Source organism: bacterium (assembly GCA_016699125.1).
GTDB lineage: Bacteria > Babelota > Babeliae > Babelales > Vermiphilaceae > AWTP1-30.
The window spans coordinates 508,616-527,792 of the sequence record CP064961.1; the positions used below are offsets into that span (position 1 = coordinate 508,616).

The following is a 19,177-nucleotide window of genomic DNA, read 5'->3' on the forward strand; positions in this document are numbered from 1 at the left end:
GATATAATGGGTTTTATTATTGATATATTTTAAATCTATTATTTGACCTTAAGGACCTCACATGTCAGTTACACTATTCAGAAAAAGTTTAAAAAAAAGATTAAGAAAACATGGGTTTTTAGTACGAATGAAAACCAGAGATGGCCGCAAGATTATTGCACGCCGAAGAGCATCTGGACGAAAAAGTCTTGCTGTACAATCATACTAATTTTCGCACAAGATATCTATGCCTGCATGTAGCATCACCAAACTAAGCCGCCGTGAAATTGAACATGCTTTTTCACAGGCAATAAAAGTTGAAAGCAATATCTATTTTACCATGCTACGTGCAGATCCTTTGTTTGAGTACAAAGAAGGAAAAATTCTTATTCTCATTCCCAAAAAAGTGGGTTCGGCTCCACAAAGGAATAAATTACGCAGACGGATCAAGGAAATAGCCAGAAAAGCGGAACTTGAAAAAAAAGTATATGTATGGATTATCATTGCAAGAAAAGAGAACAGAAATTTCGAATTTCAAAGACTCAGAGAGTTCATCTTACGTGGATTATCAAAAAAATAATAGCTATCTTTATTATCACTGTTCGACCATTACTCGGACCAGCTCAATGCAAATTTCAGGTAAGTTGCACACGGTTTGCGCTTAAAACCATTGAACAGGAGAATCTGGTCCATGCCTTTTTTTTAATTATCAAAAGGCTGTGCTACTGCAGCCCTTTTCCTTTTACAAAAAATCCACCCAAATATCTCCAATAAAACAATCCTGAAACCAAATAAACTCAAGCATTATATAGCATTACTTGTCACTTCGATGCATAAACGAACGATATCTTAAAAAAAACTGTTTTGCAATACTAATAGGCACACGAGAAGTACCAGCTTTTTCAACCAGAAGTACCAAAACAAGTGGAGCTTGATCTTTATACGTAAAATAAGCAGCAAACCAACCATGTTCTGAATAATTCTTGTTGAACTCTGCCTTTTTTAGTGATGAAATCTGAGCAGTACTGGTTTTTGCATAAATTTGGAGATCTTTAATGGCCGGTATACCTTTGCCAGTACCACGTCTTACGACCGATTTCATAGATTTTTTTAAAAAATGAAGCGTAGAATCCTGTATATCTACATCACGGCTACTAATCGGTTCATTTTCCAAAATACGTGGGCGATACAGTTTTTTTGTAAAAATACTTCCAATAAAACAGGCAACCTGCAAAGGCGATGCGAGTAAAAATGTCTGACCAATTGCAGCAGATAATGTTTCACCTGGCCACCAGGGCTGCCCCTTTATTTCACGCTTCCAGTTTCTATTTGGAACAAGTCCATGCTGTTCATAAAGTAAAAAACCTGTTTTTTGACCAAAGCCAAATCTTTTTGCATAATCTGCCAAAACATCGATATCAAGCTTTTTGGCAATTTCAAAAAAAAGCGTATTACACGAATATGCTACCGCTTCTTTCAAAGATAAAGTACCATGCCCGCGGCGACGCGCACAGAAATATTTTCTTTTTCCAAACACCGTATACCCTTTACAATGCCAGGAACTATCTGGCTCGATAATGCCAGTTTCTAACGCCGCACACATAGTAACAAGTTTAAAAATAGATCCAGGGGGATACGGAACCAAAGCCCGGTTAACAAACGTATCTTTCACCTGCAAAGCATCCCAAGCTTTCTGAGCAATTGGATTTAAAAAAACAGTTGGATCAAATGTAGGACGAGAAACAAGTGCTTTGACAGCCCCCGTATGTGGATCAAAAATGATCATTGCACCTATAAATTCATGCAAAAAAACCTGCTCAGAGATCAGCTGAAGGTTCATATCTACTGTTGCTACCACAGAATTACCATGCAAACTCTGTCGAAGCAATGTTGTTTGAATCGCCGACCCAGCTGAATCGATCGATTTTAAAATGGTACCCGCAGATCCCTTTAGTGAATCATTACACAGCTTTTCAAGACCGATTTTTCCCTCCACATTTTCAGCCCCTTTTGCCACATAGCCTATCAGATGACTTGCCACAGTACTATAAGGATAGTAACGCTGGTACAATGTTTGAATGAAAATATTTTCATGAGCAGGAAATATCTCTTTAATCATGTGAACCTGTTTGGACGTTAATGGCTTTGAAAAAGAATAGATCTGTTGCAATTTTGAAGCCCTACTAATATGTGCAAGCAATTCCTGTTCTTCACTTTTTGATAACTCAAGGATCGCAGCAACACGTTGAAGTTCTAACACCTGATCATAAGTCAAAACCTTTTTGTAAACAGATTTCCAACTCAGAACATAAAACGGTTTATTAGTTGCAATAACCGTACCTTTACAATCGACAATATCTCCACGATCGGGCAAAATTGTTGCAAGGCGAAGAAAATTTTTATGAGAACGAATTAACAGCTCTTCATTGTTGAGTAGCTGAAGATACACAAGACGATAAATAATGACGGCAAAGCTAAAGAAAAGCACAAAATACAAAACCCAAAGTTTGCGATTTATATTTTCAGCATCAAAAGCATCTTGCATACATCATTGTCCTATTTTTGAAAACAGCTACAGCTCGCCCACCACTTTTATGTAATATCTATTCAGCTTACAGGATAACTATAGTTACAAAAATTTTCAAAACATAGATTCACTGATACAAAAAAATAAAATAACCATTCAGGCCTGTAAAGCTCTGATCAAAACAGCCTGTTTAAGAGCCGCAATTTTTATGTACATTTTTTTTTCAAAATCAGTAGCTTTTCTGGCATAAAAGTTACAGGTCTGACCGTTAATCTCCATACTAAGCGTCCAAACTGTGTTATCGCTTTCCAAGTAAAAAACATGATTTTTCAAAAACTCTAGTATCTCCTCACCCAGACATGCAAGCAACAAGGGACACTCCTTCTGAAAATCTACACCGAAAAGCTTAAACCTTTGCAGCAAACCAACTATACTTTCTACTTGCACTTGACTTGCATAACCTCTCTCAAATGTGCAGTTGGTGGCTTGAGACCCTGCTCCTATTTCTGAATCTACATCATTTTTAACAAGCTGACATTCTTGAAGTTCCAATGTCCACACATCAGGTTCTCCTTTCTGAATCGTCGCCTTTTTTATAGAGGTATCATACTCAGTCGCAAGCGAAAAAGTAGTCAGCTCCCCTGCCTGTATCAAACTAACGAATAAACCTACAATCAACACATATTTCATAGATAACTCACTTTTTAAAAAATACTATTTTTAGAAAATAATCTATTTATCAATATACATTTTTTCAAAAAAAGATCAAGTTATTGTTTTTGATGATTGTATATATGAAAGACAATCAAACCAACCTTCTGGAATTCCAATGTCAAATCGCTTTTCCTCAAAAACGAGTCCAATAATCTTTTCTTTCTGCTCAAGAAGATGTTTTAAGCCATCGGTCAGCTGAATTTCGCCGCCGATACCCGGCTTAATCTGTTTTAAAGCATTAAATATTGAATCTTTTAATACATAGCGACCGATAATCGCATAATCTGACGGAGCCTGGTCTATCGATGGCTTTTCAACTAGATCGGTAACTTTGAAGATGGTATCAGACAGAGGTGTATAACCAATCATTCCATATCGATTTGCATGCGCAGGGTGAACTTTTTGTACAGCTATCACGTGAGCATCATACTTTTTTTGTATTTCAAGCATCCTGCTCAAAAGCAATGAAGGCTGACCAATTCCTGAAAAAAGCAGCTCATCTGGCAATACAACAGATACGACCTCCGCTGTACTTTCTGCCTGTAAAATCGCATGCCCAAGCCCCAATGCTTCTTTCTGAACGGGAAACCGAAGAGAAAACTGATTATGAAACTGTGTTACAATATCGAGCAAGGCAGCTTTGTGATGTGTTTTTAAAAAATTATTCAGATGTGTGTTTGTTTGAAAATATTCAAATAGTAACTTTTTTTCTTCGCTGATAATCAGGTTTACCCTATGAATACCATTTACGTCAAGCTCTTGTAAAATAAAGTCAATTGCAGGTGTTCCAAAAAGAGGCAGAAGCTCTTTCGGCACCACCTTGCTAAACGGCAGAAAGCGTGTTCCCATACCTGCTGCCGGAATAATACAGTCCATGCTTTCCTTTATAAAATCAGTCGGTTACATTGTGATAAAATCTCTATTTTTGGTGAATGCAAGTAACGCACATCGTTTATTCCATATTTCAGCATGACAAGCCGTGAAAGCCCAAATCCGAACGCACACCCAGAATATGCTTCTGGATCAATACTACAAGCACGTAATACGTTTGGATGGACAAGCCCTGCACCGCCAAGTTCGATCCAGCCTGTTTTTTTACACACCGAGCAGCCATCTTTACAAAAGGGACATGACGCATCAACTTCAAGACCAGGTTCAACAAAAGGAAAGTATCCGGGACGCACCCTAATTTCCAACGCATCATGCTGAAAAAACGACCTGAGCATATGTCTGATAATATATAAAAGATTTGCGACAGAGACCTGCTGGTCAATTAAAAGGGCCTCGCATTGAAAAAACTGAAAGTCATGAGAGGCATCGGTCGCCTCGTTTCGAAATACTCTGCCAGTAGAAACGATTGCCAGTGGCGGTTTTTGTTTTGTCATGGTATGTATTTGTGCATTTGATGTATGTGTTCTGAGTAGCCTGTTAGGAAGGTTAAGCCAGAATGTATCATGCGCATCACGTGCAGGATGGTCTTTGTCGATATTCAATGCTTCAAAATTATAAAAATCGGTCTCAACCTCTGGACCACGCTCTATCAAAAATCCCAACTGCGCAAAAATATCTTCAATTTCCTGTTGTGCAAGCGTAATAGGATGCAAAGACCCTGCAAGGCGCCCCTCATTCCTTTCAAGCGTAACATCGAAATATCGATTTTTTTCAACCGCATTCTGACGTTCAGCCGTTTGTATTAATTCTCTTTTCTGATTGATAGCCATTTCTGCTTGCAGACGCAGCTGCTGAATCAAAGGTCCAAAAACCCTTTTTTGTTCAACGGTACAGTTTTTTAACTGCTCATTCAGTTGGCCAACAAGGCCCTTGCGCCCTAAAAACTGAGTATGAATATGCTCAATCATCTCAACAGTCGTTACTGCAGCAAGTTCGATATGTAATTTTTCTTCAATTTCACGAGTAGTCGTTTTTAAATTATCCATGAATAATACAGTAATTTTGTGCTATTGCATCAATCGTAACACAGTTTAGCAGTCCCTGCAAACTCGTTTTTTTCAAGAAATTATTTGACAAAAAAAAACAAATAGATACCTTACATAATACATTGATACTAATGTATCATTTTCAAAACGCCGGGGTAGCTCAGTGGTAGAGCGTAAGCCTGAAGAGCTTTGCGTCGTTGGTTCGATTCCGACTCCCGGCACCATTTTTCTTCTGCCTTGCACAGTTTTTTTTTTCCATTACGCTTGTTGTGTGTTTTAGTTTTGTTGAAAAAGGAGCAAGGCGTAATGATGAAGTATGATGGTAGTATGCATGATAACTTTTCTATTGCATGGTTTAAGCTGGCCGAATGTGTAAATAGGGGTGAAAAGGAGCGTGCGTTTGCCATGCATCGACTACTTGCACATTCCATTAATGATCCGGCACTTGTTTTTCAGCTTGAAGGCGATATCGCTCTTGCATGCAAAGATACAGCCAGAGCGGTCGAGGCATACAAAAAAGCTGCGTTAAAATATAGCGAGCTCAATCAGCTTGATCAGACAGCTGCAGTATACGAACATCTGTTTTACCTCCTGCCAAACGATTTTTTCATATGCGAAAACCTTGTCACACTCTTTCAACGTAAAAAAAATAGCTCAAAGCTTATCGAATATTTCCCTCATTTTCTCAACTTTTTGTCTTTAAAAAGCGACGAAGCTACTTTGATTTCAACCACTGAAAACTATGCGGATACACTTGAAAAAGAAATTATAGTGACTTTTTATGAGGATATCTTATATGCAAGCTGGCTAGATCATGGATTTGAAGGGCTCAAAAAGTACCTGGTCGAACAGATTATGTTGCACTACCTTGCTGAAAATGATGACACAGGCTTAGAACAGTGGAAAGACAGACTTGCCGTTTTACGGCCAGACTTGATACGATATACGCAATAATTGCTATGGCTTTTGATGTGCTGATGATGATTGCGCATGGTCTTTCTTGAAATTTGCAACACCTTCGTCGGGTAGCAGACCATGGAAACATTTTTTGAAATCATCGTAATTACAACTGTTTTTATGATGACAAATATCATTAAATTTTTTATGGCCTATGGAAAGCTCATCTTCGTATGACTTAGCCAACAAAGGATCCCATGAAAGCTCATCTTTTCGATCCCACATCTTTTTGAAACCTTCTGAGATTTTCAAAAAATCATTACCCATGAGCGCTAAAGCATGAGTTTCACCCTCTTTTAATTTAACATTTGGTTTTCTATAAAGTTTGTTATCACAAAGAAGAATAAAGCACCCAATACAATAAGATGCTCTATGAAAAGAAAGAGCTAAACGCACAACAGGATCAGATACTTTATAAGAATTCTGATTTTGATTTGGCAATAGCCCAGTCCCTACAGGCATGACAGGTTTGCATGTCAATAATACAAGTATCAAACACAATCTTCTCATTTCTTAATATCTTCCAATATAAAATTTTTTCTAATTGATAATATCAAATTATACTAAAAACAGTTTTTTGTCAAATTCGTATAGAAATATCATTGCATGTAAAACCATCGCCACAACAAGGATAGATCATGAGTTTTTAAAGCTCTACTTCAGTTTTTCGAGGCTTCGATTTTTCAGCGCTTCGATTTTTCAGCGCTTCGACTTTCAGTGCTAGTTTTTTCACCGCATATCTCTATCATTCGTGCTGCCTGTTGTTTTTTGTCATACACAGATGATGATTTTACAGCTACCGTCTGATTCAGTTTTTTTGCAAGTTCCAGATTTCTTGTTTGCCTACTTTGTAAAATCTTAATTTTTTTTCCAACAGAAAATGCTTTTTTTGCTTTTTTTAGATCATCCGTTGTTTCTGGCGTTAATGGAATTGCATGATCAAGTGTATATTTAAAGTAATCAGCATACGCTTGCCGTGCTTCTTGCTGTGTTTGATGTACCATAACTCGATTGTCAGTCCGTGTAAAACCTTCATACTGTTGTGCATTGATATCCTGCCTTTGATCAGAAACATGTGCTTTCGCACGTGGATGGAAGCCACTACCTTTTTTATATGGAGGCCTCAATGTATGGTTCAAAGTGAATGAATATTTATCATCCATGTCATTTCCAAGTGCAAAAAGCTGATTATTGTTAATCATGAGACTTTTTTTTGAGATCGGTAATGCAAATCCTCTATTGCCTACTTGTGGATCATTTAGTAGTGCCACATAGTAAGCTGGACATTCTCCTCCATAGTAAATATTTGAAAGCATTCTATCACCAAATGAAATAGATGCAGCCCCTTTCCCCATGATGTTACGAGGTACAATATTTGTTTTTTTATGTGTCTCATTTTCACCCGCTAAAGTTCTTGCGTACATTGATTCAGATTGCTTGGTTACAATGTCATAGCTATCATTTTTATTAAAATCTATACCTTTAGTGTATCCTCTGAAAAAAAGTGTTTTTGAGGAATCAGCATATTTTAAATCTACTTCGACATCAATCGTCTTGTGTAATAAAGGGATAACCTTATTCTTGTGTGTCGTAGAATAGTGGCTCAATTCTACTTGATTACTCACATGTTTTTTAAAAAGCTCTTTCTTTTGCTGAGGGTCAAGCATTTCAATTTTCTGTAAATCTTTTCCTAATGTATCTATGACTGCCTTATTGACTACAACCTTTGAGCTATAATTTTGCGCAATATCTTTATTTAAGTGTGTCACATAATCCACTGCATCAAAAAGCGTATCAGAAACCCACGTCGCCTTTACACCAGGAAACTGTTGATCAAGTTTCTCTTGAATAACCTTCGTTTCATCAACATCAGGATTGTAGTCAGGATTTCTAATCGCCGTTGGCCATTGATACTGGTCAACCACCTCTGCAACTTTTTCGTACTCTTTTTTATCAAGCGGAACAGCTTCATCATTTTCACCTTTACGATAAAAAACATGTTCAGCTTTCGCCTTTTTTGCGTTTGCGATCATTGCCGCAAGAACCCCACCAACTGCACACACCGCTTTTGCTCGAGGGCTAATTTTTTGTCCGGTTTGCATAATTTTTGGCACAGTCAGATTCGCTTTGGCAGCACCAACGTGCTGTTTTATGGCAGACCCAACAGATGCTTGGGCCTTTGAAAATCTGTCTGTCACAGTGTTTAAAAAGCTTGAAAACATGCAGCAAGACTCGCTAACAAACAGTAAAAATGATAAAAGTGTGATCTGATAGATTTTTTTCATAATAACCATCCATAAACCTCCATTTTACAACGATTTACATGGGTACACTTATACGTTTATACATTATTTTCTATTCATAGCTCTTCTTTGAACTGCACAAACGTTTTGCCCTCTTTTGCCGCGTTCCATGCTTTTTTTGCCGTTTTGATGTCATCTGCAGTTGGCTCGGTCAATGGAATGGCATTATTCATAACTTCTTTAAAATAATCCGCATATCCTTGCCGTGCTTCTTGTTGGGTTTTATGAACAGTGACCCGTTTATCTTTTCTGTCTCGACCTGCTATCCAAGACAGATCTTGAATCTGCATTGTTGGATCTTCTGCAGAAACATGGGCTTTTGCTCGTGGATGATAATGAAACCCCGTTTTAAAAGGAGCCCTTCTTTTGAAGCTAACATTTCCTGTATCATCTAAATCATTTCCAAGCGAAAATGAGCTGTCAGTTCTCTTCATAAGTTTTTCTTTTGAAACAGGTATTGCAAATCCTCGATTATCTTTAACCATATAATGTAATGGACATTCTCCACCCCAAGAAATATTTGAAAGTATTCTGTCACTAAATGACAAAAGTGCTACCCCCTGATGAATAACACTTCTGGTTTGCCGATTAGCTTTTCTACCAGCTTCATTTTCACCTGCCATTGTTTTTGCATAATCTGATTCAGATTGATCTTTTGAAACATAAAAAGCATCTTGTCTATTAAAGTCTAATCTGTTTCTATAGCCCCGAAAAAAAAGAGTTTTTGTCGGATCGGTTTCTTTTAAATCTATTTCTGCATCAACTGTTTTATGCAACACGTTGGTAAGTTTCTGTTTATCTGGCTCGCACTGCTGAACCAAACCATTCATTTTACTCGAATCTATCGTGTTTTCAATATGTTTTTTAAAAATGTTTCTCTTCACTTGTAAATCAGCTGTCTCAATTTTCTGTAAATCTTTTCCTAATGTATCTATGACTGCATTATTGACTGTAGCTTTTACACTACAATATTGATCAATATCTTCACCACGTTTTAACCATGTATCATAATCCACTGCATCAAATAATACATTCGGAACCCACATTGCTTTCACTCCAGGAAACTGTTGATCAAGTTTTTTTTGAATTACATGTGTTTCATCAAGCGCAGGATTGTATGCAGGATTTTTGATTGCAGTAGGCCATTGATAATTTTTGATAACTTTTTTATTAATTTTTTCATATTCTTTTTGATTCAGCGGAAGCACATTTCCCTCTCTATCTTGCTTATACACAACATGTTCAGACCTTTTGATGGTTTTTGGAACCATAAGATTTGTTTTAAAATCTGTAGGCTGCTTTGTTGCAGCTACGCCAATCGATACTTTGGGACTCGCAATCGATGATTTTGCTGCACGGATAAAATTTGAAAACATGCAGTGAGACTGGCCAACAAACAGTAAAAATGAGAAAAATATGATCTGATAAGCTTTTTTCATAATAACCATCCATGAACCTCCATTCTACAACGATTTACATAGGTATATGTATAAGTTTATAGATTATTTTCTATTTGTCAACTTTTAATCGATTGATACCATCAACGCTTTAGTTTTACCCATTTCATAGTTCTGCTTTGAACTGCTCAAATGTTTTACCCTCTTTTGCTGCATTCCATGCCTCTTTTGCCTTTTGGATGTCATCTGCAGTCTCGTCGGTCAATGGAATTGCATTATCAAGTGTATATTTACAGTAATCTGCATACCCCTGCCGTGCTTCTTGTTGCGTTTTGTGAAGAGTAACTCGTTTGTCTTTTCTGTCTTGGCTAGCTATCTCAGACAGATCTTGAATCTGCATGGTTGAATTTTCTTCAGAAACATGTGCTTTTGCACGCGGATGACAGTGAGGACCACTTCTAAAAATAGGTCTTTGTTGCAAATACAATTCTGATCCAAAATCTTTTCCAAGTGAAAAAAAACTATTGCTTTTGTTCATAAGTTCTCTTTTTTCAACTGGTATAGCAAACCCACGATTATGGATTTTCATATAATACCAGGGGCATGCACCAATATCATATACAATATTATCCAACAGTCTTTCTCCAAACGACAATGGAATAGCTCCATCATAATCATGTATTTTAAGGAGATCAGATTCTCCGGACAATGCCTTAGAATAATCTGATTCAGATTGATTTTTTGCCACATCAAAGCTATCATATTCACTAAAATCTACATTTTCGCGATACCCTCTAAAAAAAAGCATTTTTGCTGGATGATTCATTTTGTACTCCGCTTCTGCATCAATCGTTTTATCTATGATTTCGTCTGACGGTACATCTTTAAAACTTAACCATCTGACAGATTGAAAGTATTCTTTTGTGGCTTGAGCGTATTTTTTTACCATTAGTTTAAATAACATTGTTCTTGCTTGCCAGGTAAGTGTTTCTATTTTTTGTAAATCCGCTGAAAACTTGTGTATTATTTCGGTATTTATAAAATGCTTTGATAGTTGTTGATATTCAAAAAGTCGCACCATGCTTTTTTGGCTTATTGCATAATCAACCAGATCAAACAGTGTATCCGGAATCCACATAGCCTTGACTCCAGGAAACTGTTGATCAAGTTTCTCTTGAATAACCTTCGTTTCATCAACATCAGGATTGTATTTACGATTTTTGATTGCTGTTGGCCATTGATGCTGGTCAACAACTTCTGCTGCAATTTTGTTGTATTCATTTTCATCAAGTGGAATGATATTTTGATCTTTACCTTCCCGATACAAAACATGTTCAGCTTTTACCTGCTTTTTATTTACAATCGCAGCGGTCAATAACCCACCAGCACCTAAACCTATTTTTTTGAGCGACACAATACCCTGCTTTTGTGCAGATTGTTTGGCCATTGCGGCAATCAAAAACCTGGCAAAGGGAAGCTTTGTTATCACATGTTGCATCACGCCTAAAAACATGCAGCGGCAGTCAACGGTGAGGAGTAAAAGTAGCACAACTGCTACGTTTTTAACTGTTTTATAGAAAAATGTACAATTCTTCATCCTATTGACCTTCTTGGTGACTTGCTTGTTTAGTTTGCTCAGCATTTCTTTCTGCTACTCCACGATCCCACGCTTTTTTGCTTTTTTGAGGTCCTTTGCTGTTGGTTCGGTTAATGGAATTGCATTGTTAAGGGTATATTCATGGTAATCGACATAGCCTTGCCGTGCTTCTTGTTGGGTTGGGTAAATAACGGCACGTGGGCTATCACGTACAAAATACTCATGATCAGCCTTAGGCTGACGCCAACTTAATTCTAAATTTTCATATTGCATTTCGATTTCCGGCTTTTCTTCTGAAAGATGTGCTTTGCCTCGTGGATGAAAAAAGATTCCACTTTTTCCTATAGATCTATATTTTGCGGTAGAAGAATCTAAATCATTTCCAATGCAAAAGATTGCATTACTTTCCTCCATGAGCTCTTTTTTTGACACCGGTATAGCAAAGCCTCTTTTCGATTTCGCAATATATTCTAAGCTACAGTCACTTCCATTGGACCATAAACCTGAAAGGAGTTTTGCTCCAAATGAAGGCAATGCCGCACCTTTCCTCATACTCACCGCAAACCTATGATTTTTATTAAATTTTCTTCCGCTAGGGTTTTCACCTGCCATTGTTTTTGCATAATCTGACTCAGAATGCTTTTTGGCAACATAAAAACTATCTTCTGCATTAAAATCAATTCCCTCACCATATCCTCTAAAAAAAACTGTTTTATGAGGATAATTTTCCTTGACCGCCATTTCGATATCTATGGCTTTATGCATTGCTTCAACGCCTATTGGCTTAACCAATGAGTATAATTTTTTTTCACCAGAAGAATGTAACGTTTTATGTTTCAGTTCATCATCGCAACCTATTGCTTGATCTAAACTATCATGAAAAAGCTTTCCTGCTTTTTGCACATCTGGTAATGCAGGGCCATTAAATTTTGCATTAAAATGTTTTACTAAAACAGTGTTAACAAGGTGTTTTTGTCCTGCTTCAACCAGCTGACGCTTAAAAGGACGTTTTGCTAACGAATGTTGCGTTTTATCAGGGAAGCCTTCTTTCAAATCAAGTTTAAATTGATTGTAGCAATCTCTCGATACCACATAATCAACCGCATCAAATAATGTATCCGGAATCCACATAGCTTTGACCCCAGGAAACTGTTGATCAAGCTTTTCTTGAATAACCTTTGTCTCATCAACATCAGGATTGTATTCAGGATTTTTAACCGCTGTTGGCCATTGATGTTGGTCAACAACTTCTGCTGCAATTTTTTTGTACTCATTTTCATCAAGTGGAATGATATTTTCATTTTCATCTTGCCGATATAAAACATGCTCAGCTTTGACCTGCTTTTTGTTTGCAATCGCTGCCGTCAAAAGTCCGCCGGTCGCCAAGCCTAGTTTTTTGAGTGACATGGCACTCTGCTTTTGTCCCGATTGTTTGACCATTGCAGCAAGCAAGAATCTGGCAAAGGGAAGCTTTGTTATCACATGTTGAACGACGCCTAAAAACATGCATGAGCAATCAAGAGTGAGGAGTAAAAGTAACACAACTGCTACATTTTTAACTATTTTATATAAAGATTTACTATGTTTCATTGTAATTCATACCTGCTATAAAAAACTATTTGAGCTGAAGCTCTCTTCCTATTTGATGCCTCAAGCATACATGTAGTCAGCGTGCAAAACCTATATTACACATAGTATATAGTAACAATTTTGACTTATTTGTCAAATTGTATTTTTATTATTTCAATACTTACAATATGCATTCGGCCGACAGGCCGTGCTGTTCGATCAGATTGATGATAGATTCATTAATGGCAATCTTTGCTGCAACCTGCACGATAAGTTTTCTGTTATTTTCGACAATATGCAGTTCAACTGCCGTTTTTCCCCGCGTGCACAGTTTTTTTAATTCCTGCAGGACCGCTTCAGATGGTCTATCTTTGAAGGTTACTCTGATGGTTGCAAAATCATGGCCGCTTTTCCAGATCTGTTCAACTGGAACTAAAAGTGAAGCTTTTATTTTCAAAGTCCCGGTAGCCTCAGGTTCGATATCACCATTGATGAAAAATGCTTCGTACTGGGCAATCTGATCCTCGGCGATTTTAAACAGCTTTGGAAACACAATAACTTCGGCCGCAGCAGTTTTGTCCTCAAAAGCCAAAAAGCACATCTTGTCACCTTTTTTGGTGGTGATAATTCGTCTATTTTTCAAAATTCCCAGACAGGTGGCAGTTTTTTGGGTACGTGCCTGTTCAAACGAGACGGTACGCACGATGCGCGCCTGCTGGATATACGTATCAAGCGGATGGGCACTGATGTAAATGCCGACTGCTTCCTTTTCTCGCTGCAGTTTTTCCTTGATGGTCCATTCTGTACGTGGTTCAAAGATGTGATGATCATTCAGTTCAGTGGTTGCCGTGTGCCCCAGTTGAAAAACACCCATCTGCCCGGTCGTCGAATCCCGTTTATGAATAATCGCCTTTTCAATGACCGTGGCCAGCTCTTCATATTTTTGACTTCGATAGCCCGCCAACTGATCAAAAGCACCCGCAAATATGAGATTTTCAAGCACGCGTTTGTTTGCTGCTCGCAGGTCGATACGCTTGCAGAAATCAAAAAAGTCTTTGTACAGCCCTCTGGTTTCACGTTCATTGATAATATTTTCAAGGCTCACGTGACCCACATTTTTAATGCCCTGCAATCCAAACAGTATCTTTTTATCAACAACCGTAAAATGAATGTTTGATCTGTTGATGTCTGGTGGAATGATTTCAAGGCCCAGCGCCTTTGCTTCATCGATGTAAAAGGTCATCTTTTCAGTATTGTCTGCTTCAAGCGAGATTAAGCATGCCATAAATTCGGCCGGATATTGCGCTTTCAGATAGGCTGTCTGATACGCAATCAAGGCATACGCAGCCGAATGTGATTTATTAAAACCATATCCCGCAAAATAGGCCATTAAATCAAAAAGTTCCTTTGCTTTTTTGGCATCAAACCCTTTTTGGGTAGCACGACTGACAAAAATCGACTCCTGCTTTTGCATCTCCTCAGGCTTCTTTTTACCCATTGCTCGACGCAAAATATCAGCTTCGCCGAGCGAATAACCACCGATTGCAGATGCGATTTTCATCACCTGCTCCTGATAGACAATGACACCATACGTCTCTTGCAGAATTGGCGCAAGCTCCTCAAAAATGTAACTTATTTTCTGTCTGCCATGTTTTCGCTCAACAAAATCATCAACCATGCCAGATCCTAACGGCCCTGGTCGATATAATGCGTTGACCGCAATAATATCTTCAAATTTGGTCGGCTGCAGCTTTCTTAAAACCTCTTTGAGACCGTCACTTTCTAACTGGAATACACCCGAGGTTTTTCCTTCACACAACAGTTTAAACGTCAACGGATCATCGAGTGGAATTTTTATAATATCGATCACCTGATTATACAGCTTTTCGATCATTTTGACCGCATGATCAATGAGCGTTAAGTTTTTAAGACCCAACAGATCCATCTTCAAAAAACCGATCGACTCAAGCTCTGTCATGCCATATTGCGCAACTAGCTCGGTTGTTTTGGGAGGGACGTACAGAGGCAGTACCTGGGCAACCGGTTCGGGCGAAATAACAATTCCTGCCGCATGTTTTGATGCATGACGAGCTAGCCCTTCGATACGCAAAGCAATATCAAACATCTTTTTTGCTTTGGGATTATGCTCGATTAACTCTTTTAGTTTGGGCTCCTGCTCAACCGCCTCTGCAAGCGTAATTTTGAGCTGCTCAGGAATAAGTGCCGTAATCGCATTTGAATCCTCAAAAGGAAAGCCAAGCACCCGTGCCACGTCTTTGATGGCACCTTTGGCCATCATGGTTCCGAAGGTAATAATATGGCACACGTTTTCCTGCCCATATTTTTGACAGATATATTCGATAACCCGCTCGCGGCCGACGATACAAAAATCGATATCAATATCGGGCGGCGATACCCGTTCAGGGTTTAAAAAGCGCTCAAACAGAAGATTATATTTCAGTGGATCGATATTGGTAATCTGTAACACCCACGCAACAAGACACCCGGCCGCAGAACCCCTGCCTGGTCCGACGGGAATACCGTTTTTGTAAGCCCATTGAATGAAGTCGCTGACCACCAGAAAATACCCGACAAAGCCCATGTCGATGATCATTTTTATTTCACGATCAAGTCGCTGGTCATATGCAACATCATCAGCTGCAATAAGATTTTGGCTTCGCAACCGCTCAAGGCCCTGTCTGCATGCTTTTTCAAAATAGGATTCAGGCGTTTCTGTTTCTGGTATGGCAAATTTTGGGAAAAAAAGTTTATTCGTCTCAAAATCAAACTCGCACATGTCGGTGATTTTTCCGCTGTTCCAGACCGCCTCTTCGTGGCCCTGAAACAATGAAAGCATCTCCTGTGTTGATCTGATCGGCACTCTGCACTCGCCAAAACTGTACCTGTTTGGATTGTCCAGCTGATCATGCGTCTGAATGGCAAGCATGACCTCGTGTGCTTCATGATCATCCATCGACGGATAATGGCAGTCACCAGCAGCAACCAGGTTAAGATTGCGCTGCTGGGCAAGCTCAAATAACATACTGTTCAGCTTTTTCTGTTCCGCCTGCTCATCCGGCTGTACTTCAAGGTAAAATCGATCTTTGCCAAACACATCGACAAACCAGTCGATCCGTTCATGCACTTCGCTCATATTATTCTGCATTAACAGTTTTGGAATATGGCCACCAAGGCACGCGGTCGTGACAATAAGTCCTTCGCTGTGCTTTTTCAACCGTTCATAGTCGATACGTGGCTTGAAGTAAAACCCTTCCTGATACGCAAACGCATTCAATGCACACAGGTTCTTGTATCCAACCTTATTCTGTACCAGCAAAACAAGGTGATAATACTTGTTTTCAGCATTTTTGACAGAAGCATCTTCGGTAAAATATGCCTCCATTCCCAAAACCGGCTTGATACCAGCTTTTTTGCATTTTTGAAAGAACTTTACCGCGCCAAAAACGTTGCCATGATCGGTGATTGCAAGCGCCTTAAAATCAAATTTTTTTCCGTACTCGATCAGCTTGTCAAGACTGATTGCACCGTCCAGCAAAGAATATTCTGTATGCAGATGAATGTGGGTAAAATGATTGTTCATGTGACGCTTTGAAAATGGTGGAATACTACAATAAAAGATTAGTATAGCAATGATTTTTTTTTATTGAATAAAAATCTGCAGATAAGGGTTTGCATTTGGGCACGATGCTTCACTTTTTTATGTGCACCTGTATGAATTTTCTGTCAAACTTACATTAAAGATGACTAACAAATGGACAAAGCTTAAAAACTGCATTGATGGGTTGTGCGGCAGCGACCGTCGGCATTGCCAGTTGGCTTTGGTCCCAAAAAAAGCAGACAAAAAATAAGACTGCAACTGAAAAAGGACAAAAAAGTGAATCAAATAACCGTGCAGCAGTTTCTGATAAGCATTCAAAAACAGGTCGTAGCGTTATTAAAAACTCGATAAGCTAGTTTAGAAACACATTTTCTTAATACCCCTTCAGCTTGCTTCAAAAATACATTGCAAGGTAATAATTCCTACTGCATCTTAGTTATATCAATTGCTAAAGAAATAGAAAGCGTTTCAAAATAAATATGTGGCATTGTAAAAGGGTTTTGAGGACATAATTCTTGAAACATGGTAGACACATCGCGCAACGCGATGTTCAACCTTTTTACAACATCTTTGAGCCTTAAATTTGGCTCATTTTCATGTATTAGCTGCTGCATATAATGTTTATATTCGTATGTTCTACTATAATGCTTATTTAAAAGATGTACATTTTTTATAAGAGGTACACGTTTTAAATAGTTCAACAAAGAAACAAAAAGCACGTATTTCGATTCTGTTTTTTGGTCTTCATTCGTTAGCATCTCTGCAATTTGCTGATCAGCAAAAAATGTAACGAATAATGGCAACAGCTTTATTTTTAAAGCTTCTCTTTCCAATGCATATATATTTTTTATAGCTATCATATGCTGAAATTCTTTTGAAACAAGTCGCAGTTTTTTCGCCATTTCTATGTTATCTAAAGTTGGCTTGACTGCATTATCAACAACCTCTTCTGCAAGATTGAACTGACAGAGTTTTAATCCCGAAATGTGCCCATCAACTGTACAGGTATCCACAACAATTTTATAAAGACCTGCGCAAAGTATTTTCGGATCTAGCGCGTTTTCAGCAAAGACAAGCAATAAACGCGAATCGCCAGTTGATTCTGCTTGAGTTATTAGAGTTGTTTGAGAAAAATGGGTAGCTACCAGATTGTCAGCATATTTCATTCCTGAAAAATCCATTGATCTAGTACCATTGACCATAGTGAGAAAAGATAAAAGTATTTTAAATTTATTCATTTGCAATGCTTTCGTATCAAGAAAATAAACTAATTGAGAACTTTGTTAAGAATTCATAAATTTTTCAACCGTATCTTTATCAGCTTTAATTTCTGTGAATTTCACTCTACTTACTATTTTCTCTCTATTCGGCTGCCAAGGCACAATTTGAATGGAATGTATATTGTCAACTTTCGGGTCATCAAATACCGCTTCTTGAAACGTCAATTGATACGAACTTCCGAGAGCTCCCTTTTGTACAATGCAATCTCCAAATTTCAACGTAGGGCTATCAGAACATTTTTGATCAACAGTTCCCACAGTAAACAGTTTAATCGAATTGAATGTCTTAAAAACCTTTGTTCTATCTTTCAATAATTCACGAATATTACTTTGCATATCATTTTCATTTTGCCTCAAAAAAACATTGCAAGGTAATAATCCTCTCTGACCCTTATTATGATCAGCAAATAAAAAAAGTGAAAGCTTTGTAAATATCGTATGAGAAAATGTAAGATCTTTAAACATACTTGTTCTATCATTCTCATTTTGCTCAAAATAAATTCTTGCACTACAAACAGGATCACACTGAATAGCCATGGTAGACATACAGAATAATACATTATTCAACTTTAAAAAAGCGTCTTCAAGCTTTAAATTTGGTTCATTTTCGTTTATTAACTGCTTCATATATTTTTTTTGGTACATCATACTATAATACTTATTCAACAGGTTCACTGTCTCTAAAGGAATCAAAAAAAAGTTATATGTTGCATATTTCAATGGTATGTTTTGACCTTTAATATTTTCTATACCTGCAGGTTGCCAATTAGCAAGATTCGCAACAAAGTGCGGCAACAACTTTATTTTTAAAGCTTCTCTTTCCAATGCATATACATCTTTTATATCTATCATATGCTCTAACTCTTTTGAAACGAGCCGCAATTTTTTCGCTGTTTCCATTTTATCTAAAGCTGGCTTGAGGGTATTTTCAACAACTGCTTCTGCAGGATTAAACTGAAAAAGTTTCTCTTCTGAAATCTGCCCATTGGCTGCACATGTATCAATAATAATTTTATAAAGACCTGCGCGAACTGTTTTCGTATCAAGCGCATTTTCAGCAAAAACAAGCAATAAACGAGGTTCTCCAGCTTGTTCCGCTTGAGTAATTAAGTGTGCTTGAGAAAAAAGAGCAGCAACTAGACCATAAGCATAAGTCATTTGCAAATAATCCATTGGTTTGATAGCGTTAACGATCATCAAAAGAGAGAACATTATTTTCAATTTTTTCATCTGCAAAGCCCTCGTGTTAAAAAATTAAACTAATTGAGAATATATCAAAATAATTTTATTTTGCAAAC

The 19,177-nt window shown here is 37.8% G+C and carries 17 protein-coding genes and 1 tRNA gene; 6 read left to right on the forward strand and 12 right to left on the reverse strand.

What is annotated here, in order from left to right; translation table 11 throughout:
- Window positions 1-61: 61 nt before the first annotated feature.
- From rpmH to yidD, 3 genes are read left to right on the forward strand one after another with little or no spacing between them, the layout of a single operon-like run.
- Entirely contained in the window at window positions 62-208 is a 147-nt protein-coding gene (gene rpmH / locus IPG37_02345) for a 50S ribosomal protein L34 (GenBank protein QQR54240.1), read from the forward strand.
- Between the two features lie 18 nt (window positions 209-226).
- Window positions 227-559: a ribonuclease P protein component gene (locus IPG37_02350; protein ID QQR54241.1), complete on the forward strand. Its 333-nt coding sequence runs from the start codon at window positions 227-229 to the stop codon at window positions 557-559.
- Window positions 472-753: a membrane protein insertion efficiency factor YidD gene (yidD, locus tag IPG37_02355; GenBank protein QQR54242.1), complete on the forward strand. Its 282-nt coding sequence runs from the start codon at window positions 472-474 to the stop codon at window positions 751-753. Before IPG37_02350 ends, yidD begins: the two co-directional genes overlap by 88 nt.
- 40 nt (window positions 754-793) lie before the next feature.
- Here the strand turns inward: yidD and IPG37_02360 are convergent, their stop codons facing one another.
- The 4 genes from IPG37_02360 to pheS form a co-directional block, all read right to left on the reverse strand.
- Window positions 794-2,524, reverse strand: coding sequence for a hypothetical protein (locus IPG37_02360; GenBank protein QQR54243.1), 1,731 nt, complete (start codon window positions 2,522-2,524; stop codon window positions 794-796).
- Between the two features lie 138 nt (window positions 2,525-2,662).
- The gene (locus tag IPG37_02365) at window positions 2,663-3,196 is read right to left on the reverse strand and encodes a hypothetical protein (GenBank protein ID QQR54244.1); all 534 of its coding nucleotides are present in this window, start codon (window positions 3,194-3,196) and stop codon (window positions 2,663-2,665) included.
- Between the two features lie 75 nt (window positions 3,197-3,271).
- Window positions 3,272-4,096, reverse strand: a complete 825-nt coding sequence (locus tag IPG37_02370; protein QQR54245.1) for a UTP--glucose-1-phosphate uridylyltransferase — start codon at window positions 4,094-4,096, stop codon at window positions 3,272-3,274.
- An 8-nt stretch (window positions 4,097-4,104) separates the two neighbouring features.
- Entirely contained in the window at window positions 4,105-5,157 is a 1,053-nt protein-coding gene (gene pheS, locus IPG37_02375) for a phenylalanine--tRNA ligase subunit alpha (GenBank protein ID QQR54246.1), read from the reverse strand.
- A gap of 149 nt (window positions 5,158-5,306) precedes the next feature.
- Between pheS and IPG37_02380 the strand changes: the two genes are divergently transcribed.
- Window positions 5,307-5,381, forward strand: a tRNA-Phe gene (locus IPG37_02380).
- Between the two features lie 82 nt (window positions 5,382-5,463).
- Complete coding sequence (locus tag IPG37_02385) at window positions 5,464-6,111, forward strand: hypothetical protein (GenBank protein QQR54247.1); 648 nt, start codon at window positions 5,464-5,466, stop codon at window positions 6,109-6,111.
- A 3-nt stretch (window positions 6,112-6,114) separates the two neighbouring features.
- Here IPG37_02385 and IPG37_02390 read toward each other — a convergent pair whose 3' ends face one another.
- The 6 genes from IPG37_02390 to dnaE form a co-directional block, all read right to left on the reverse strand.
- Complete coding sequence (locus tag IPG37_02390; GenBank protein QQR54248.1) at window positions 6,115-6,609, reverse strand: hypothetical protein; 495 nt, start codon at window positions 6,607-6,609, stop codon at window positions 6,115-6,117.
- A gap of 188 nt (window positions 6,610-6,797) precedes the next feature.
- Complete coding sequence (locus tag IPG37_02395) at window positions 6,798-8,399, reverse strand: hypothetical protein (protein ID QQR54249.1); 1,602 nt, start codon at window positions 8,397-8,399, stop codon at window positions 6,798-6,800.
- Window positions 8,400-8,473: 74 nt separating this feature from the next.
- Window positions 8,474-9,856, reverse strand: a complete 1,383-nt coding sequence (locus IPG37_02400; GenBank protein QQR54250.1) for a hypothetical protein — start codon at window positions 9,854-9,856, stop codon at window positions 8,474-8,476.
- A 124-nt stretch (window positions 9,857-9,980) separates the two neighbouring features.
- Window positions 9,981-11,411, reverse strand: a complete 1,431-nt coding sequence (locus IPG37_02405; protein QQR54251.1) for a hypothetical protein — start codon at window positions 11,409-11,411, stop codon at window positions 9,981-9,983.
- A gap of 54 nt (window positions 11,412-11,465) precedes the next feature.
- Window positions 11,466-13,001, reverse strand: a complete 1,536-nt coding sequence (locus tag IPG37_02410; protein QQR54252.1) for a hypothetical protein — start codon at window positions 12,999-13,001, stop codon at window positions 11,466-11,468.
- A gap of 160 nt (window positions 13,002-13,161) precedes the next feature.
- Window positions 13,162-16,581 (reverse strand): DNA polymerase III subunit alpha, encoded by a 3,420-nt coding sequence (dnaE, locus tag IPG37_02415; GenBank protein ID QQR54253.1) that lies wholly within the window; start codon window positions 16,579-16,581, stop codon window positions 13,162-13,164.
- A gap of 197 nt (window positions 16,582-16,778) precedes the next feature.
- Between dnaE and IPG37_02420 the strand changes: the two genes are divergently transcribed.
- Entirely contained in the window at window positions 16,779-16,955 is a 177-nt protein-coding gene (locus IPG37_02420) for a hypothetical protein (protein QQR54254.1), read from the forward strand.
- A 66-nt stretch (window positions 16,956-17,021) separates the two neighbouring features.
- Here IPG37_02420 and IPG37_02425 read toward each other — a convergent pair whose 3' ends face one another.
- Both IPG37_02425 and IPG37_02430 read right to left on the reverse strand, forming a co-directional pair.
- On the reverse strand, window positions 17,022-17,837 hold the full coding sequence (locus IPG37_02425; GenBank protein ID QQR54255.1) for a hypothetical protein: 816 nt from the start codon (window positions 17,835-17,837) through the stop codon (window positions 17,022-17,024).
- 45 nt (window positions 17,838-17,882) lie between these two features.
- Window positions 17,883-19,109, reverse strand: a complete 1,227-nt coding sequence (locus IPG37_02430) for a hypothetical protein (GenBank protein QQR54256.1) — start codon at window positions 19,107-19,109, stop codon at window positions 17,883-17,885.
- Between the last annotated feature and the right edge of the window lie 68 nt (window positions 19,110-19,177).